This window comes from Nostoc sp. JL31, from assembly GCF_017114965.1.
GTDB lineage: Bacteria > Cyanobacteriota > Cyanobacteriia > Cyanobacteriales > Nostocaceae > Nostoc > Nostoc punctiforme_A.
Genome location: NZ_JABXKO010000106.1, coordinates 76,422 through 96,040 on the forward strand (window position 1 = coordinate 76,422; position 19,619 = coordinate 96,040).

At 38.9% G+C, this 19,619-nt stretch carries 13 protein-coding genes; 9 read left to right on the top strand and 4 right to left on the bottom strand.

What is annotated here, in order from left to right; all coding sequences use genetic code 11:
* Positions 1-46: 46 nt before the first annotated feature.
* A complete protein-coding gene (locus tag HWQ43_RS26235) occupies positions 47-1,456 on the top strand; it encodes a sugar transferase (RefSeq protein ID WP_292739119.1) in 1,410 nt (469 codons plus the stop codon).
* Positions 1,453-2,463, top strand: a complete 1,011-nt coding sequence (gene galE / locus HWQ43_RS26240) for a UDP-glucose 4-epimerase GalE (RefSeq protein WP_292739121.1) — start codon at positions 1,453-1,455, stop codon at positions 2,461-2,463. Before HWQ43_RS26235 ends, galE begins: the two co-directional genes overlap by 4 nt.
* A gap of 158 nt (positions 2,464-2,621) precedes the next feature.
* On the opposite strand, the gene HWQ43_RS26245 is transcribed toward galE, so the two are convergent.
* The 4 genes from HWQ43_RS26245 to gvpA all read right to left on the bottom strand — a co-directional run bounded on the left by HWQ43_RS26245 (position 2,622) and on the right by gvpA (position 5,486).
* Positions 2,622-3,446: a glycosyltransferase family 2 protein gene (locus HWQ43_RS26245; RefSeq protein ID WP_292739123.1), complete on the bottom strand. Its 825-nt coding sequence runs from the start codon at positions 3,444-3,446 to the stop codon at positions 2,622-2,624.
* A 201-nt stretch (positions 3,447-3,647) separates the two neighbouring features.
* A complete protein-coding gene (locus HWQ43_RS26250; protein ID WP_292739125.1) occupies positions 3,648-3,893 on the bottom strand; it encodes a hypothetical protein in 246 nt (81 codons plus the stop codon).
* A 564-nt stretch (positions 3,894-4,457) separates the two neighbouring features.
* Positions 4,458-4,928, bottom strand: a complete 471-nt coding sequence (gvpC, locus tag HWQ43_RS26255) for a gas vesicle protein GvpC (RefSeq protein ID WP_292739127.1) — start codon at positions 4,926-4,928, stop codon at positions 4,458-4,460.
* Between the two features lie 342 nt (positions 4,929-5,270).
* Entirely contained in the window at positions 5,271-5,486 is a 216-nt protein-coding gene (gene gvpA, locus HWQ43_RS26260) for a gas vesicle structural protein GvpA (protein ID WP_015080752.1), read from the bottom strand.
* Positions 5,487-5,933: 447 nt separating this feature from the next.
* Between gvpA and HWQ43_RS26265 the strand changes: the two genes are divergently transcribed.
* From HWQ43_RS26265 to HWQ43_RS26295, 7 genes are all read left to right on the top strand, one after another.
* Positions 5,934-6,200: a hypothetical protein gene (locus HWQ43_RS26265; RefSeq protein ID WP_292739129.1), complete on the top strand. Its 267-nt coding sequence runs from the start codon at positions 5,934-5,936 to the stop codon at positions 6,198-6,200.
* A gap of 997 nt (positions 6,201-7,197) precedes the next feature.
* Entirely contained in the window at positions 7,198-9,051 is a 1,854-nt protein-coding gene (locus tag HWQ43_RS26270) for a CheR family methyltransferase (RefSeq protein ID WP_292739131.1), read from the top strand.
* Between the two features lie 195 nt (positions 9,052-9,246).
* A complete protein-coding gene (locus tag HWQ43_RS26275) occupies positions 9,247-11,331 on the top strand; it encodes a PAS domain-containing sensor histidine kinase (protein WP_292739133.1) in 2,085 nt (694 codons plus the stop codon).
* A 54-nt stretch (positions 11,332-11,385) separates the two neighbouring features.
* Positions 11,386-11,982 (top strand): tRNA isopentenyl-2-thiomethyl-A-37 hydroxylase MiaE, encoded by a 597-nt coding sequence (gene miaE, locus HWQ43_RS26280; RefSeq protein WP_292739135.1) that lies wholly within the window; start codon positions 11,386-11,388, stop codon positions 11,980-11,982.
* An 18-nt stretch (positions 11,983-12,000) separates the two neighbouring features.
* Positions 12,001-12,405 carry a VOC family protein gene (locus HWQ43_RS26285; RefSeq protein ID WP_292739137.1) on the top strand — a complete coding sequence of 135 codons (405 nt, stop codon included), beginning with the start codon at positions 12,001-12,003 and terminating at the stop codon, positions 12,403-12,405.
* Positions 12,406-12,455: 50 nt separating this feature from the next.
* Positions 12,456-13,667 carry a precorrin-6y C5,15-methyltransferase (decarboxylating) subunit CbiE gene (gene cbiE / locus HWQ43_RS26290; protein WP_292739138.1) on the top strand — a complete coding sequence of 404 codons (1,212 nt, stop codon included), beginning with the start codon at positions 12,456-12,458 and terminating at the stop codon, positions 13,665-13,667.
* Between the two features lie 308 nt (positions 13,668-13,975).
* Positions 13,976-19,594 carry an ATP-binding sensor histidine kinase gene (locus tag HWQ43_RS26295; RefSeq protein WP_292739140.1) on the top strand — a complete coding sequence of 1,873 codons (5,619 nt, stop codon included), beginning with the start codon at positions 13,976-13,978 and terminating at the stop codon, positions 19,592-19,594.
* Positions 19,595-19,619 lie beyond the last annotated feature (25 nt).

Consider the following 19,619-nt stretch of genomic DNA (forward strand, 5'->3'; position numbering starts at 1 on the left):
TTTATGTCTATACTGTAATCTTTTTAATTTTTAGTAATGTACCTAAATGACTACTAATATTACTCTTGTCAAAAAAACTAAGAAGTTATATCAGACACACAATACCTTCTCTCTATTACTGCTATTAGGCGATATTGGGGGTTTATGGTTGAGTTTATCTCTCTGTTTATGGTTGCGATCGCATCAATATCTGAATGGTTTTGACCCTTTTATTTATTTATTTATTTTCCTCATTCTCGCCGGGCTGTATTTAGCAGATACTTATCATCCAGATACTCAAATAGCAGGATTGCGCGCTCCATCTCGCATTTTGGTTAGTAATGTTGTTGTTGGTATCATTATTGCGTCTCTCATTTACCTTACTGGTGCTTGGGGGAAAGAATCGGTCTTGAAACGAGGAATTTTGCTTCCCTGCTTAGGCATATTTACCACCTGGGCTATGGTATCAAGAATATATGTAGCAAACTGGGCGCGATCGCAAGCTCAACACAGCCGTTGGCTCATTTTGGGTGCAGGGAAAAAAGCCATTCTATTTGGCAAAACTTTTCTAGAACGCACTTCATTAGGGCGCTTAGTTGTTCTAGTAACAGCAGAGCAGAACATTAATGAGTTAGCAAAAAGTAATCGAGTTGCTGTGGGGAGGCTCAATGACTTATCCCAATGGAGTCAACAACCTTGGTCAGGGGTAGTAGTAACAACTCCAATGGAATTATCTGATGCACAGATACAGCAGTTGATGCAGTTACGTTTATCTGGTGTCCCCATCTACGGGATTCCCGATATTTGTGAAATCTTGTGGTATAAACTTCCCTCATCCCTGCTTCAGGATAACTGGCTGGCTTTTGGTGCTGGTTTTAATTTAGCGGCTGACAGCATTAATCAAAAGCTGAAGCGGTTATTAGACATTATTCTGGCATGGTCATTATTTCTGTTTTTATTTCCACTGATGTTGCTAACAGTACTAGCAATTAAGTTGGATAGTCCAGGCCCAGTGGTGTATACACAGATGCGGACTGGTTTGGAAGGAAAGCTCTTTAGAGTTTACAAATTCCGTTCCATGTATCAAGATGCCGAAAAACGGGGAGCGCAGTGGGCGAACGAACGAGACGCTCGGATTACCAGAGTAGGACGCTGGTTACGCCTGACTAGAATTGATGAACTACCACAGATTTTAAACGTTCTCTGGGGAGAAATGAGCCTTATTGGCCCCCGTCCAGAACGGCCAGAATTTGATATCAAGTTGCGACAAGAAATTCCCTACTATGACTTACGTTATGTCGTCAAACCCGGAATCACAGGCTGGGCACAGGTTATGTATCCCTACGGTGCATCAGTAGAGGATGCTTACGAGAAATTAGCTTACGACCTCTACTACATCAAAAACTATTCCCTAGCTTTGGATTTAGCGATCGTCTTTAAAACCATTCGAGTCGTATTACTAGGTAAAGGCAGATGAATAAAAAAGTCTTAGTCACTGGTGGAGCAGGATACATTGGCTCTCATGTAGTTCGTCAATTGGGCGAGGCTGGTTACGATGTTGTGGTGTATGACAACTGTTCTACAGGTTCACCCCAAGCAGTATTGCATGGTGAGTTAATTATTGGTGATTTAAAAGATTCAGAATGTCTTTGGCAGGTATTTTCTCAACATCAATTTGCGGCAGTGTTACACTTTGCTGGCAGTCTGAATGTATCCGAATCTGTTTCTCATCCTTTAGACTATTACGCTAACAATACTCGCAACACACTAAATTTACTCCGTTGTTGCAACAACATGGGTGTGAAGCAAATTATCTTTTCCAGTACAGCAGCTGTCTATGGACAACCAGAAACCAGTCCTGTGAGGGAATCTACACCAACTGAACCGATTAACCCCTATGGGCGATCAAAACTTTCTTGTGAATGGCTGATTCGTGACTATGCAAACGCTTCTGATTTCCGTTACGTAATTTTACGATACTTTAATGTTGCCGGAGCAGAACCTGGTGGGCGATTGGGGCAGGTGTCAAAAGAAGTATCTCATTTAATTGGAGTTACCTGTAATGCTGCACTCAAACGCAGGCTAGGAGTACAAATTTTTGGTACGGATTTTCCAACACCCGATGGAACGGCAATTAGAGACTATATTCATGTTGAAGACCTAGCAACAGCACATCTAGATGCTTTGGCTTATCTGGAGCGAGGTAACGAAAGCCAAATTCTCAATTGTGGTTATGGGCAAGGTTACAGTGTCCGTCAAGTTATCGAACGGGTTAAGGCTATTTCTGGGGTAGATTTTCCGGTCATTGAAACAGAACGTCGCCCTGGCGATCCTGCTTGTGTAATAGCTAGTGCTGATAAAATCCATAAATTACTGGGCTGGCAACCAAAATATAATGACTTAGATCAAATTGTCTACACTACCCTAGCCTGGGAAATGCAGAAGAAAGATTTGATGTTAAAATCACTAGCTGCGGTTGCGTAAACTAGTAATTCTCATTGTGAGAATAGTTATCAGTCAGACAAAGAACGTCTGTGATAAGCGCTCTCCTGTTTCCATTGATTAGATTCAACTTGACGCACCCTGCGTATGTTTTCATCGCGTGGATGAGGCAGTTTTTTATTTATGACTAGTTGAATTGACTAGATTTTTTCCTGTAAAACAACACCAGCATAGTTTATGACTGAATCAATTCTTTTCTTTTGGTCTCGATTAGCTAGACGGCCTTCGCTTTGAAACCACCACCATAACTTGACAAAATCAATAGCTGAAGTCAGAAGACGCTTTTTGCCAAACTTGGTTGTTCCAGAGTATCGAGGATGCCAAGGCGTGGGAACTTCTGTAACCTTATATCCTTGTGCTGCTAATACCGCCAATAAATAGCGATGGGTAATTGTTTTTACAGGCAGAGTTAATAATAAATCACGACGGACTAGTTTGATCCAGTTCATATCGTGGATCTTTAAACCAAAGAGTAAACGACAAGTAGTATTGGCTAATTTAGAAGCAACAATCTTACCATCAAACCGTTTCTGCCGCCAACCAGCTACTGCATCTACTCCTAGTACACAAGCTTCTAACAGTAATGGTAAGTCAGTTCGGGGATCTGACTCTAAGTCTGCTTGTCCCCAAAATATCCAATCAGTTTGGACATTATCTAATGCTGTCTTCCATACTCCAGTTACACCACGCCTTTCGGAATGACGAATTATGCTCAAATAATCGCATTTTTCACTCATTTGATTGAGGATTTTATAGCTATCATCTGTGCTGCCATCATCAACTACTAAGACTGGTAAACTAAAACCAATCTGCTCAAATGTTTCTTCTATATTAAGCAAAAGCCGTTCCAGATTACCTTCTTCATTAAGACATGGAATAACGATAGTAACTGAATAATTATGAAGTGGTATATCTTGCTTCAAGTATGAATCTAAAAATAAGTTTTCAGATTGTGTTTTAGACATTTTTTTACCTCAAAGACAAAACATTGATGTAAGAATGCAATTGTTAGGTAATGTTAAAACCTGAAAAAATTAAAAAGTCTTTAATGTCTTGCTGTTAATCACTAGTACAACACGGCGGAAATAAACCAATCATTCCAAATCAACGAAACCCTTATGCTGTATTCATTTTTAATTTTTAATTTTTAATTCCGCCTTGCGGTACTAGGCTTCAAGCGGCCAGTAATCAGACAAGGAAGTACCAAAGTTAGATGGTACTAACTCCCAACCTTGAGCTAAAAGGACTTGCATAGTGTGATACCCCTTTGAGCCAGCTTTAATTTCATAATCTGGTAAGCAATATTGGGGAAAACTTGTATATGGTTGCCAAGGGTCTTGAGGAGACAAACGCAGGTGAAGAATTTTCTGATTAAATGGATGTGGCAAATGCCAGCACATTTGACTTTTCATTTTGACTTGTAACTAAAATTTCAGTAAATGGACAACCTTTGAGCTAACGAATGAGATTCACAACGAAAATAGAGAGCTAGGAGGTTAGGCTAGGATTCATTAGTTATTCGCAATTAAACAAGAAACAGCTTTTTTGCTGTTATTTGTAGCGATCGCCATAGATTACAATAAGGGAAAATAGCTTTTCGAGACAAAAAACTTAGAATGTTGCAATTGGTAACTTGATATGCTATTCTACTTATATAGAGTAACAAACCAAAAGTTAACGCTTGTTAATTCTAAAAACCAAGTTCAAGAAAAACTTTAAGACTTGATAACTCAGTAACACTAAATTAATAGATAGAATATCTAAACTTTTACACTAAAACTCATTGTTAAATTTGCCCCCTTTTCTGACCAGTTATTTAACTGCAAGATTAGGGGGTTTTACTATTTCATCTAGTTCGCCAACAGATTACCAATTCTCTAAAATAAATCTACAAATCTAGAGCAAGGAGGAAAGGAGAATGAACTGTAATTTAGAGAAAGGGTATTAACTCCCTTGGTCAGAGCGTTGACTAACGACTAAATATGCGTGCCAAAAATGCTTACAAACAAATCCTGACGAAATTGATGCAGATATTGCTTTTGTGCTTTGGCTTGCTCAGTTCTGTTCTTTGCTGTTTCTGCTAGAAATTCGTGGGTTGTTTGCTCAAGTTCTTGGTAGAACTCCTGCAAAAACTTTGCTTGAGCTTGAGCTTGAGCAAACCTTTCTTTAGTAGCTTCTGTGAGAAACTCGCGGTTTGTTTGCTCAAGTTCTTGGTGGAGAGCTTGAGCTTGTGCAAACCTTTCTTTAGTAGTTTCTGTGAGAAACTGCTGGGTTGTTTGTTCCAGGTTTTGGTGGAACTGATGCAGATATTGGGCTTGCTTTTTGGCTAGCTCTTCTCTGTTTGCTGTTGTAGCAGACAAGAATTCATGAGTCTCTCTAAATAGTTGAGATACTTCCTCAGCTATCGACTTATGCTCTTGCCGGATTTTTTCCATTAAAGCCGTCATGAGATTCTCCGCAATATTATGAAAATCGTAAATAAACTACATTAACTGGACAATTAATATCCAGATAATGTAGCTCATACAATATCTGCTCTTGACATTTTATTCTTTGATAAATCTTGATTGAGAAGTATCAAGATAATCGACGAAAAACAGAAGAACAATTAGAATTACTTCTACCAAGTCTCTATGAAGATATACTGGGATGCAAGTCCTTAAAAAGGAACTGCAAAGAACGCAAAGAACAACACAGGAAGACGGGAGAGCGAAATATCTTGGCGCAGCTGACTTCACGAAGAAACGGTATTAGTTTGTAATTCTAATTTGATTGCATCTACTTAATAATTAAGCAGGTACAGCAGCTGACTGTGTTAAGCCTACAGCTTCTGCATATTTCAAGTAGGTTTCAACAGAAGCAATGACGATCCGAGCTTCGATTGCAAGTAATTCAATACCAACTAGGGAAACACGTACCCAAGCATCTATAACGATACCTTTATCCAAGATCCGATCAATAACTTCTGCCAAGCTTGAAGAAGAATTGGTTTTTTCGACTGCCATGATTTTAGACCTTAACTCATTGTTGATTGTTAGTATTAGCTAGGCATTTGCCTTTGCTCTCTACTGAATCAAATAAAACATACGTTTTCAAGAATGTAAAGAGTTTACTTGTGTAAAAAATCTAAATAAGACAGCTAGCAAAAGCAGTTGATAGCTTTAATGTTAAAGTTGTGTTGATTTTATGCATGACTTAAATTTAAATGTAAGCTTTAACTTTAAAGTATATTTAGTTTGTAATATTTGATGTAAGTTTTCGGATTTTTGTTAGACTTTTAAATACTTTAAAAAATATATTTATTTGATGTTTGACTGTTGCTTTAATGTATTGAATTAAGTAAATACACCGCTATTTTTATCTATCTTTTTCAAATTACGTGATATTACAGTTACTAAAACCTTTGGTAAATAATATAGGATATTTTCAACAACTATTTGGTAACGAAAATCATGTCTATAGAAGCTAGTTCTGATCCAGTACGGCAGGAAGCCTTAGCAGGTTTAATTGGTAGTTTAGTAAATCAAGGTCATCCAGTTCAATATGCTCAAGTGATGGCAACTTCAATTATTTTTCAGACAGACCTAGATTTAAGAAATGCCCAGATGGCTCGTCTTTTAAACTGGTTAAAACAGGAACATAAAGATATCTATGCATCTTCTCTAGTTATAGTTGAAGAAACCCGTGAGGAGTTTGAACACCGAGTTCAAGAGGGTTGAGTCGAATGGCACCCTTGTAAAGCTCTAAGCTATGTACAATAAGTACTAAGTCAATGGCACGCTTGTAAAGCACTTACCAGTAATAAAATGCCCTCTATGCCACCTCATTGATAAGCCAATACGCTTTAGTTAAGGGTTATTGGTGTAGAAAATTGGTTTTTTAAGATGCGATTTATCGCGTCTCTACATCAGGCTTTTGTTGCTCATTCTGAACTGTATTGATTGATCAGGTACTTCCAAAAAATAAAATCCTCATAATTAGTAATGATAATTATTGTAGGGGGTGGGGAGTTAGGATAGCTTTATGCTGCCCTAACTCTCTTTTTTGTAGTAAGTTCAATTATGTAATTGATAGTGCCGCACGGGCTTTTGTAAAAAAGCGGTAAACTAAGGTGCTAAATCTTTCAGGTCTAAAGTTTGCTTGCTTTTAGAACTTAAAATTACCAAAGGTAAATGCTGATGTTTCGGTATGGTATGGATTTTAGCTAAAAGGTTTGAACAATCGATGTAAGCGATCGCTCCCTTAAAAAGATAAATTCAAACAAGAGGAGAAAAGGTAAGTTACAGTAAGCAACGTGTTGGATTTAACTCTAATTATTCTGCTTAACTATTTGTTACATACTGATAAATTTTCTCCTCGACTTATACCAATTTTTTATGAAGATGTATAGAAAGAACCCTACCGCCTACGGTACTTCCCCAAAGTATTGGGGAAGTTGGGAAGGGTCAAAATAACCTATAAGTTTACTCACAGAGAATTGGTATAAATTGGTATCGGTTTCTTATGCTTTATATCTAGCAAGCTTTTTGCCTTTTTATAACCGTCGAACTCACGTTGTTTTAGAATGCAACTTGGTGTCACCATAGTTTCATGAGTATTTGATATTCGTGAATGAAGCTCAGAACTGTTTTAATGAGCCTTTGATACTTGCGGACGTAGAGCGGAACTCCACCCCTCTACTCCTCTGCTCCTTTTCCCCCTGCCCCTCTTTACCTTATGACTTCCGCAGAAAGAGATCCCAAATTTGAAAATCTACTAATTTATCTCAGACAAAGCCGAGGATTTGATTTTACAGGCTATAAGCGCTCGACTTTAATACGTCGGGTATGCAAGCGAATGCAGTCGTTGAATATAGAAAACTTTGAAGAGTATCAAGACTATCTAGAAGTTTATCCAGATGAATTCAATTATCTTTTCAACACTATTCTAATTAACGTTACCGCTTTTTTTCGAGATTCATCAGCTTGGGAATATATAGCAGATCAAATACTGCCTAATCTGATTAAAAATAAAAAAAGTTCTGACCAAATCCGCATCTGGAGCGCTGGCTGTGCTTCTGGGGAAGAAGCTTATACGCTGGCAATGTTGATGGCTCAAATATTGGGAGCAGAGGAATTTCGCCAACGAGTAAAAATCTACGCTACAGATGTAGATGAAGATACTCTCAACCAGGCTCGACAAGCAGTGTATTCAGCAAAAGATGTCCAAGCAGTACCAGATGAACTGCGGCAGAAATACTTTGAGATTGTCGGAAATCGCTATGTCTTCCGCCAGGATTTGCGCCGCTCAGTGATTTTTGGTCGCCACGATTTGCTTCAGGATGCGCCCATTTCACGCTTAGATTTATTAGTCAGCCGCAATACATTAATGTATTTTAATTCTGAGACGCAAGGGCGGATTCTGTCCCGGTTTCATTTTGCACTCAATGATAATGGCTATCTGTTTTTGGGAAAAGCAGAGATGCTATTGATGCATTCTAATCTGTTTACGCCACTTGACTTGAAAAACCGAATATTTACGAAAGTATCGATGGTGAATTTACGCGATCGCCTCTTAGTTATGGCAAATTCAGTAGATGACGAATCTAGCAGCCGTTTGTCTCGAAACCTCCGGCTGCGAGAGATGGGTTTTGACACAGCCCCAATCGCCCAAATAATCATTGATATCAATGGCACTCTGATAATGGTGAACGAGCAGGCGCGGACTTTGTTCGCCCTTTCCCCCAAAGATTTAGCTCGTCCCTTCCAGGATCTAGAACTTTCCTATCGACCAGTTGAATTGCGATCGCTAATTGAACGGGCTTATACTGAACGCCGTCCTGTAAGCCTAACCAACGTAGAGCGCTATTTGTCTAATACAGAAACCCAATATCTGGATGTGCAAATTACGCCTTTACAAGAAACAGATACCAGTTTTTTAGGGGTCAGTATCTCTTTTCATGATGTCACCCGTTATATTCAACTTCAAGATGCCCTGCAACGTTCACAACAAGAATTAGAAACTACCAACGAAGAATTACAATCTACTAATGAAGAATTAGAAACTACCAACGAAGAACTCCAATCTACTAATGAAGAATTGGAGACGATGAATGAAGAACTTCAATCTACTAATGAAGAATTGCAGACAATTAATAACGAACTAAGCGAGCGCACCACAGAACTTAATCGCACAAATATTTTCATTGTCTCTATTCTCAAGAGTTTGCAAACTGGAATAGTGGTAATTGACAGTAGCTTTAATATCTCTATTTGGAATTACATGGTCGAAGACTTATGGGGCTTGCGGACTGATGAAGTTCTCGGAAAGTCTCTCTTCAGCCTAGATATTGGGCTACCCGTCGAGCAGTTGCGATCGCCTCTTCGCGAATCCCTATCTGGGAAAAAGCAGTTTCAAGAAATGCTCCTCGATGCTACCAATCGTCGGGGTAGGCAAATAAAATGTTATCTGGCAATTACTCCGCTACTTGGCATTGAAATGCAAGGAGCAGTTTTGATGATGGTAGATGTAGAGAGAGTCAATAGTATGATTTCTACTCAAGAAATGGAGGAACGGCGGCAGCAGAAATAAAAATTAAAAATTAAAAATAGGGATTTAAACTCTGGCTGTAGCAAGATTCACCAGGAGAACTGATGCTATATGATAAAAATACTTATCTGAGATGTATTATATTAAACTATTGTTCCCTATAGTCGCTTTACTGAAGCAGAGGTCAGTTTTCCTTCTGCGTTTCTTGATAAAAGCAATTATATGAGAAGACTAGAAATGACTAAGGAAAATTTTCAACAAGCGATTGTCGAGGCGCATCAGCGACTAGAAAACCTTTTGCAGCTCGCAAGTATGGCGGCAGAGAAATCTATAGAGCAGGATGATCCGGCAGAGCTTTTGCAACAAGCGATTACCGAAATATCTATTTCTCTGGAAGAGTTACAGCAACAAAATGAGGAACTTATCGTTACACGCCATTTGGTAGAAGCAGAACGTCAACGTTATTACGATTTATTTAACTTTGCCCCAGATGGTTATTTGCTTACAGATGCTACTGGAATTATTCAGGAAGCTAACTATGCTGCGGCTAAGTTATTGAATGTGCGTCAGTCTTACCTAATTGGTAAACCAATGGCTGTGTTTGTGTATCAAACAGAACGGCAGAAATTTCGTCAAATCATGCTGGAATTGCAACAGCAGGGGCAAATCAGCAGAGAAGAGTTACGGTTTTTTCATGAAGAAGGAATTACAGACTTTCCGGCAGAACTAACTGCGATCGCTGTGGAAAATAGTAATAGTCAGAGTAAAATAGGAAACTTGCGCTGGCTATTCAGAGACATTAGCGATCGCCACCAGCAAGAACATAAAATTCGCGAACAGGCTGCCCTATTAGACATCACAACAGACGCAATTATTGTACAAGATTTGCACAACCAAATCTTATTCTGGAACCAAGGCGCAGAGAAGATGTACGGCTGGCAAGTTCAGGAAGCTCAAGGAAAAAACGCCTGGGAACTTTTATCTAAAGAAACCTCTTCTCCACTCTCAACAGCTCAGAAAACTGTGATTGAGTGTGGAACATGGCAGGGAGAGTTACATAAATTTAAAAAAAATGGTAAAGAAATAATCATTGCTAGCCGCTGGACATTGATGTTCGATGCTGTAGGCTTGCCTAAATCAATCCTGATTATTGACACCGATATTACCGAGAAAAAACAACTCGAAACTCACCTATTGCATAGTCAACGTTTAGAAAGCTTAGGCACTCTCGCCAGCGGTATTGCTCATGACCTCAACAATATTCTGACTCCAATCATGGGAATTGCTCATCTGCTGCCCCTAAAATATCCCCATCTTGATGACAGTTCGCTGCAAATGCTGAAGATGCTAGAAACCAATGCCAAGCGCGGCGGTGATTTGGTGAGGCAAATTTTGTCATTTACTCGTGGTTCTAAAAAAAAATTCACAATCGTATTAGTATCGCAATTGCTTGAAGACATCAAACAGATAGTCCAACAGACATTCCCCAAATTCATCGACATCAACACAGAGATAGCGCCAGATATCGGGATGGTTGTCGGAGACAGTACTGAACTGCATCAGGTGTTAATGAACCTAGTAGTCAATGCTCGTGATGCCATGCCCAATGGTGGTAAACTCTGTATTTCTGCCACCAAGCTATTCATCGATGAAAACTATGCCAGGATGCACATAGGGGCAACAGTTAATTCCTACGTGAAGATTACAGTTACTGATACTGGAGTTGGCATTGACTCAGAAATTATCGATCGGATTTTTGATCCCTTTTTCACCACCAAAGAAGTGGGTAAGGGTACGGGACTGGGTTTATCTATCTTGATGGGCATCGTCAAAAGCCACGGCGGTTTTGTGGAAGTAGCCAGTCAGGTAGGAATTGGGACTAAATTCCAAATATATCTGCCAAGCAAGGAAGGTAGGATTTCTCAAATAATAGATGAGATAGAACTGCCAAGAGGTCAGGGAGAATTGATTTTAGTTGTTGATGATGAATTAGCCATCACTCAGATCGGTAAAGCCACACTGGAAATCCATAACTACAAGGTATTGACTGCCCAAAATGGAATTGAGGCCATTGCCCTGTACACCGAGCATCAAGATGAAATTAGGCTAGTGCTGATAGATATAATGATGCCGTCAATGGGTGGGGAAACAGTGATCAGCACCTTGCAAACCATCAACCCAGAAGTGCAAATTATTGCGATGAGTGGATTAGCTAGCTCTGAGGCATTAGTCCAAAGTACGGGTATTGCTATCCAAGGCTTTTTAGCGAAACCCTTCACCCCCAAACAATTATTGAATCTTGTCCAAAGAATATTCCGTTAAAATCAGTTTGCTACGATACTCAGCCAAATTTAAATTCTGGAGTTTTGTGACTCTGTGCTTACTCAGTTATCGACTATCAACGCCCTAAAACAGCCCACTAGTTCTGCTTGGGTTGAACAAGCGATCGCTAATTTAGATATCATCTTACTCGACCACTCCCACTGTGAACGCAAAGCAGCAGGCGTGGCCTTGAACATGATGTTTCGCTACCCTTCCAATACTAAAATGGTACGGGAGCTAACTGCGATCGCCCGCGAAGAACTAGAACACTTTGAGTTAGTTAACCAATGGTTAGAACGCCGGAATATTCCCCTGGCTCCCCTACCGCCGCCTCCATACGGCGCGGGTTTAAAATCTCAAGTACGCCCCAAAGAACCTGAGCGATTTCTGGATTCCTTGCTAGTTACTGGTTTAATCGAAGCTCGCTCTCACGAACGCTTGGGACTATTAGCTGCTCATTGTCCAGAGCCAGAGTTAGCAAAATTTTATCGTGGGCTAATGGCATCCGAAGCGCGTCACTACGGTATATATTGGGTTTTAGCTGCTACTTATTTCGACAAAGAAATTGTCATGCAACGGCTTGATGAATTAGCAATTGTCGAAAGCGAGTTGCTGGCGACTTTGCACCCAGAACCTAGAATTCACAGTTAGTAGACTAACCCAACAGATATGAAGCTTCAGCTAACACACCTGAGACTGCTTGTCTCCAACTACAAAGATTCTTTTCTGTTCTATCGGGATCTGCTGAAATTTGATGTCGATTGGGGCGATGAAGATAGCGGATATGCTGAGTTTAATACCGGATATCTCAAACTGGGTTTACTCAAACAAGAATTAATGGCCGAAGTAGTCCCCAGAATTGAACAGCCTTCATACATTGTCAATCGAGATAAAGTTATTCTGATTTTGGCAGTCGATAACGTGGATGAGGTCTATGAGCAAGTAAAGGATCAAAATGCGCTAGTTGTGACTCAACCACAAGATCGCCCAAGCTGGGGAATCCGCACAGCTCATTTGCGCGATCCTGATGGCAATCTGATCGAAATCTACAACAATCTAGGAATTGTGACTTAAAAGTTCGCTGTCAACAAGATTATAAAGTAATTAATTAATCATGAATTAGCATGATACAGAAATGGCTTTCTATTGTTGGCATTGGGGAAGATGGATTAGAGGGGTTAAGCGCGATCGCTCGTTCTCTAATCGCTCGAGCTAAAGTAATTGTCGGAGGCGATCGCCATTTATCGATGCTTCCTCCAGATGACCAACGTGAGAAACTCGTCTGGACATCTCCCATTAGTGCTTCAGTAGAGGAAATTATCCAACGCCGGGGTCAGTCAATCTGCGTACTCGCAAGCGGCGATCCGATGTGTTACGGCATTGGTGTCACCTTGATGCGGCGAATTCCCGTCTCTGAAATGACAATTATCCCTGCACCTTCAGCCTTCAGCCTCGCCTGTGCCAGGGTGGGATGGTCTTTAACTGAGGTGGAAACCTTGAGTTTGAATAGTCGTCCATCCTCCCTACTCCAGTCTTACATTTATCCGGGAGCGCGGCTGTTGATTTTGAGTGAGGGCAAAGACACACCAGCGCTCGTTGCTCAAATTTTAACAAATCGCGGCTATAGTAGCAGTAAAATCACTGTATTGGAGCGTATGGGCGGTACTAATGAAAGAATTGTGGAAGGTATGGCTGCATCCTGGAATGAAACTGAAGTTGCAGTGTTGAATGCGATCGCAGTTAATTGTATTGCTGATGCTGGGGTTATCCCATTACCAAGATTACCAGGATTACCAGATAACGCCTACCACCACGATGGACAGTTAACGAAGCGTGAAGTTAGGGCAATCACCCTAGCAGCTTTAGCACCCACACCGGGAGAATTATTATGGGATGTGGGCGCGGGTTGCGGCTCAATTTCAATTGAATGGATGCGGAGTCATCCTCGGTGTCGAGCGATCGCGATTGAACAAAATTCCTCTAGACTACTATATATTGCTGACAACGCCACCACTCTCGGTACTCCAAATCTGCAAATCATTGAAGGTAAAGCGCCCCATACTCTGAAAGATTTGCCAGCACCAGATGCAATTTTTATTGGTGGTGGGGTGACAGCAACGGGACTTTTTGATATTTGCTGGGAAGCACTGCGGCCGGGTGGACGTTTAGTAGCAAATGTTGTCACGGTAGAGGGTGAGCAAACTTTATTTCAATGGCATGAGCGAGTCGGTGGCAATTTAACTCGTATTGCCATTCAGCGGGCGGAACCTATTGGTAAATTTTTAGGTTGGCGAGCAATGGCGGCTGTGACGCAATGGGTAGTAGTGAAGTCTTAAAAATTGAATAGTTAAAGTTATAAGTGCGATCGCTTTGGTAATTTTGTTATAACTTACGTAAATTCTTGCCTTGTTATACGCGGTATAGTTCGCAAAATGTATTTTGCTAAGAGCATGAATAATTGCAAGTATATTCTCTAGCTCTACATACAGCAAAATAAATATCCGCTATACCTAAAATCTGCTGTTAGTTGGTGATTAAGAGACTTAATTTTTACTATATCACAAAATCGCCCTGTTCACTGATAGCAGTAACTATCTCCTGGGTATACTAAACAATAGAAAGAAAATTATCATAACTAGATACAATGTTAATAGAATCAGACAAACTATTTCTTATACTTGGCTATCGCATTATTAAGCAATTGTATTCAGGTAAGAAAACCTTAGTTTATCGAGCTATAAGAGAAAAAGATCAGCAATTAGTTATTTTAAAATTGATGCGTAGTGCCGAGCCTAGTTTTGCTGAAATTAATCAGTTTCATAATCAATATGCTATTACCAAAAATATTGAAATTCCAGGCATAGTCAAACCAATAAGCCTAGAAAAACATGACAATAGATATATTATAGTAATGAAAGATTATGGAAGTATAGCCCTTAATCTCTGGCAGCAAGAAGAGAATAAAAAAGGAAATAATTCTGTTTCATTGAGCGAGTTTTTAAATATTGCCATTGAAATTAGTGCAACTTTGGAACAGCTACATCACCATCGCATCATTCACAAAGATATTAAACCTGCTAATATTTTGATTCATCCGATAACAGGTAAAACTAGGATCATCGACTTTAGTATTGCTACTCTATTACCAAAAGAAATTCAATTTCTCACAAATCCCAACGTCCTAGAAGGTACTCTAGCTTATATTTCCCCTGAACAAACAGGACGCATGAATCGAGGTATAGACTACCGTACTGACTTTTATTCCTTGGGTGTTACCTTCTTTGAACTCCTAACAGGGCAGTTACCCTTCAGTACAACTGACCCGATGGAGTTAGTCTACTCTCACATTGCCAAAGAACCGCCAAAAGCCAGCTATATCAACTCCAATATTCCCACAATTTTATCTGATATTATCAGCAAGCTGATGGCAAAAAATGCCGAAGACCGATATCAGAGTGCTCATGGACTTAGGTATGACTTGGAGAGATGCCAAAACCAATGGACAGAGAAACAAAATATTACAGTCTTTGAATTAGGTAGTCGGGATATCTCAAATCATTTTGCCATTCCTGAAAAACTTTATGGTCGTCAAAGAGAGATTGAAATTCTACTTGCTACTTTTGACCGGGTAACAAAGGGAAGCACGGAAATGATTTTAGTCTCTGGTTACTCAGGGATTGGTAAAACGGCTGTGGTCAACGAAGTCCAAAAACCTATTGCTAGACAGCGTAGTTACTTCATCAAAGGAAAATTTGACCAATTCCAACGTGACATCCCCTTGTCAGGATTGGTGCAAGCTTTGCGGGATTTAATTGAGCAAATCCTATCCGAAACAGATGCCCAAATTCAACAGTGGAAAACCAAAATCTTATCGGCATTGAGTACGCAATCTCAGGTAATCATTAATGTAATTCCTGAACTTGAAATAATTATTGGCAAACAACCTGCATCTGCGGAACTTACTGGTAGCGCTGCTCAAAATCGCTTCAATTTATTATTCCAGAGATTTATCCAAGTATTCTCTACTAAAGATCATCCTCTAGTCATCTTTCTAGATGATTTGCAATGGGCTGATACGGCTTCCTTGAAGTTTATTCAATTATTAATGGATGGAACTTCTTCTCGGTTTGCTAAGGATACAGAGAATCTATCTGAAAAGAAAAGTAGTTTACTACTAATTGGTGCTTATAGAGATAATGAAGTTTCAAATCTACATCCGCTACATTTAACACTACAAGAAATTGTCAATACAGGAAGAGTAATTAATACAATTAAGCTCTTACCTTTAAGTCAGATTGATTTAAATCATCTAATTTCTGATACGCTGCGTTGTTCAGAAACAATTGCTATACCTCTGACTCAAATGGTATTTCTCAAAACTAAAGGAAATCCCTTCTTTGCATCTCAATTTCTCAAGTTATTATATGATGATGGATTAATTGAATTAAATTTTGATGCTGGTCATTGGAAGTACGATATTACCAAAATTAAAACTTTATCTCTTACAGATGATGTAGTAGAGTTTATGGGTATACAAATAGAAAAATTGCCCCAAAATGTACAAAATGTATTGAAAATAGCTGCTTGTATTGGTAATGAGTTTGACTTAAAAACATTATCACTTGTTAATGAAAAATCTGTAATAGATACTGCATCTGATTTATGGCAAGCATTACTTGAAGGATTGATTATTCCTCAGAAAGATGGTTATAATTTTGCACTAGAAAATGATAGAAACCTTTTCAGCTTTTCGACTAGAGAATCAGAAAATTTCTCAACAAATAATTCCCAACTAACCAGATATAAATTCGTACATGATAGAGTTCAGCAAGCAGCTTATTCTCTAATTTTCAAAGACCAAATCAAGCAAATGCACTTAAGAATCGGGCTACTTCTCTTGAAGAATACCCCAGTTGCTGAACGGGAAGAAAATATTTTTGAGCTTGTCAATCATTTCAATATTGCAGCTGAATTTATCAGCCATCAAGCTAAACGTTATGAGTTAGCTGAAATGAATCTAATTGCTGGACGTAAAGCTTTAGTATCAACAGCTTATTCATCGGCACTTAAGTATTTAACTACTGGAATTGAGCTACTAGCAGATGATAGTTGGGAAACTAAATATAATATCACCTTAGCTTTGTATAATACAGCAGCAGAAGCAGCATATCTCAGTGGTGACTTTGAATATACAGAAAAATGTGCCCAGGTTGTGTTGGTGAAAGCAAAAACTCCACTAGATCGAGTCAAAGCTTATGAAGTTGAAATACAGTCTTATGGTGCACAAGGAAAAGAACTGGAAGCTGTCCATATTGCAAAAACATTTTTTAAAATTTTGGGAGTAGAGTTTCCTACAAATCCCAGCCAATCAGATATTCAGTTAGCAATAGAGGCAACATCTGCAAAATTGGTTAATAGATCGATTCAAGACTTAATTGAACTGCCGGAAATTACAGAAGCGCAACCACTGATAATCATGCGTATTCTATCAAGTACAATTGGTCTTGCTTATACAGTTGCACCAGAATTATTACTGTTTATTATTCTGAAACAGATCAATTTATCAATCAAATATGGTAATTCTCCTTTGTCTGCTTTTGCGTATGTCATGTATGGAGTAATGTTGTGTGGGGTAATAGGAGACATTGATTCTGGATATAAATTTGGCAAACTAGCTGATAGTTTGTTGCCTAATTTCCAAACAAAAGAAGTAACTGGCAAGGTTATGGAAACATTTAATCATCTTGTCAGACATTGGAAAGAGCATTTAAAGGAAACATTGAAACCTTTACTTGAGGCTTATACTACTAATCTTGAAGTAGGAGATATGGAATTTGCAGCTTATGCTCTTTATGGTTACTCTCAACATGCATACTTTACAGGACAAGAACTAATAAAACTTGAGCAAGATATAGAAATATATAGCAAGACTATTAAGCAAATAAAGCAAGAAAGAGTATTTTATTGGAATGAAATATTCCGTCAGACAATCTTGAATCTTATAGGAGATGTTCAAAATCCGCACAGTTTAATCGGTGAAGTCTATGATGAAGATAAAATGTTACCACTTCATCTTAAAGCTAAAGATGGAGTAGCGCTTTTTTTCTTATATTTCTGCAAACTTCACATATCTTATCTGCTGGCTGATTACCCTCAAGCTCTTAAAAATACAGTCATGGCAGAAAAGTACTTATCTGCTGGTGTCGGCATGTTTGTGACTGCTCAATTTTATTTTTATGATTCATTGACGCATCTAGCAGCATATTCTGATTTCGATGAATGTGAACAAAAAGAAGTCCTTCATAGAGTAACCGAAAATCAGAAAAAAATGCAAAACTGGGCAGAACAGGCTCCCATGAATCATCTGCATAAATTTTATTTAGTAGAAGCAGAGCGGCATCGAGTTCTTGGTCAATATCTTGAAGCGATAGATAATTATGAATGTGCTATTTCCCTTAGCAAAGAAAATGAGTACATTAACGAAGAAGCTCTAGCTTGTGAATTAGCGGCTACATTTTATCTCAAATGGGGTAAACAAAAGATCGCCCAACTCTACCTCACTGATGCCTACTATTCCTATGTTCGCTGGGGAGCATTAGCCAAAGTTTATGACTTACAAAAGCGCTATCCTCAATTACTTCTCCCCATAATTCAGAAAGAAGGACTTAGCTATTCTTACAGTGAAAATAATCTACCTGAACTGAGTTTACACCTATCTACACTTAGTAATAAATCTACTCTGGTGACTAATGAAACTGTCATAGGCTCCAACACTAGTATTTCAGATATGTTAGATTTGGGAACTGTGATTAAAGCTTCTCAAGCAGTGTCTGGAGAGATTAAATTGGAGGCACTTCTTTCTACTTTAATGGAAGTTGTGATGGAGAATGCAGGAGCTTCTAAATGTGTGCTGATATTGAGTGAAGCTAATAACTTAGACTTAACTATTGCTGCAATTAGTTCTGCTTCCACTTTTAGAGATACTCACACAGAGTTTTTATCTATTCCTTTCGAGTCTAGCGATCTTGTTCCTATTTCTTTGATTAATTATGTCAAACGAACCCAAGAAATATTAGTAATTGATGACATTAAAGAGAAAGCTTATTTTGCAGTAGATAGTTATATTAAGCGTGAGGAGCCAAAAAGCATATTATGTATTCCAATGCTTAATCAAGGTAAATTGCTGGGGCTGATTTATCTAGAAAATAATTTAACTACAGGAGCATTTACACGCGATCGCTTAGAAGTTCTCAAGCTCTTAACTATCCAAGCTTCAATCTCTTTAGAAAATGCCATTCTCTACAATAATTTGGCTGAAGCGAATGAACAATTGGAGGACTACAGTCATATACTAGAGGAAAAGGTGGTAGTAAGAACAGCAGAACTTAATGAAAAAAATCAGCATCTGCAAGAAGCTCTAGAAGAATTACAAAGTACACAAAGTAAATTAATTCAAAGTGAGAAAATGTCTTCATTAGGGCAAATGGTGGCGGGAATTGCCCATGAAATTAATAACCCTATCAATTTTATTCATGGTAATATCAGCCACGCCAGTGACTATGTTCAACAATTGCTAGATTTGATTAATATTTATCAGCAACAATATCCCCATCCCTCAGCAATAGTGGAGCAAAAAATTGGGGAAATGGATATAGAATTCCTGAGAGAAGACCTCCCAAGAGTTCTTGATTCGATGAAGGTGGGAAGTTCCCGTATCCGAACTATTATTCTGAGCTTACGTAACTTCTCTCGTCTAGATGAATCAGAAATGAAGCCTGTAAATATTCATGAAGGCATCGACAGTACCCTAATGATTTTGCAGCACCGACTCAAGGAAAAGAGCGATTGCCCGGAAATTCAAGTCTTTAAAGAATACGCGCAACTGCCGGATGTTATTTGCTATGCTGGTCAACTCAACCAAGTGTTTATGAATATTTTAAGTAATGCGATCGATGCTTTAGAGGACTACAAGAATAAAGAAGATTCTCCCAGCAAAAATCCTCAAATTCGTATTCGTACTGAACTAGGAGAAGTAAACACGTTGAAGATTCGGATTGCTGATAACGGTTATGGTATGACTGCACAGGTGATGCAGAAAATATTTGATCCATTTTTTACCACTAAGGCAGTAGGAAGTGGTACGGGGTTGGGGTTGTCAATTAGTTATCAAGTGGTAGTGGACAAACATAAAGGTCAGTTAAGCTGTGAATCGACTCCGGGAAAGGGAACTGAGTTTGTGATTGAGATTCCCATGCAACAGTGAGACAAGCTACCGATACTGGAAAATT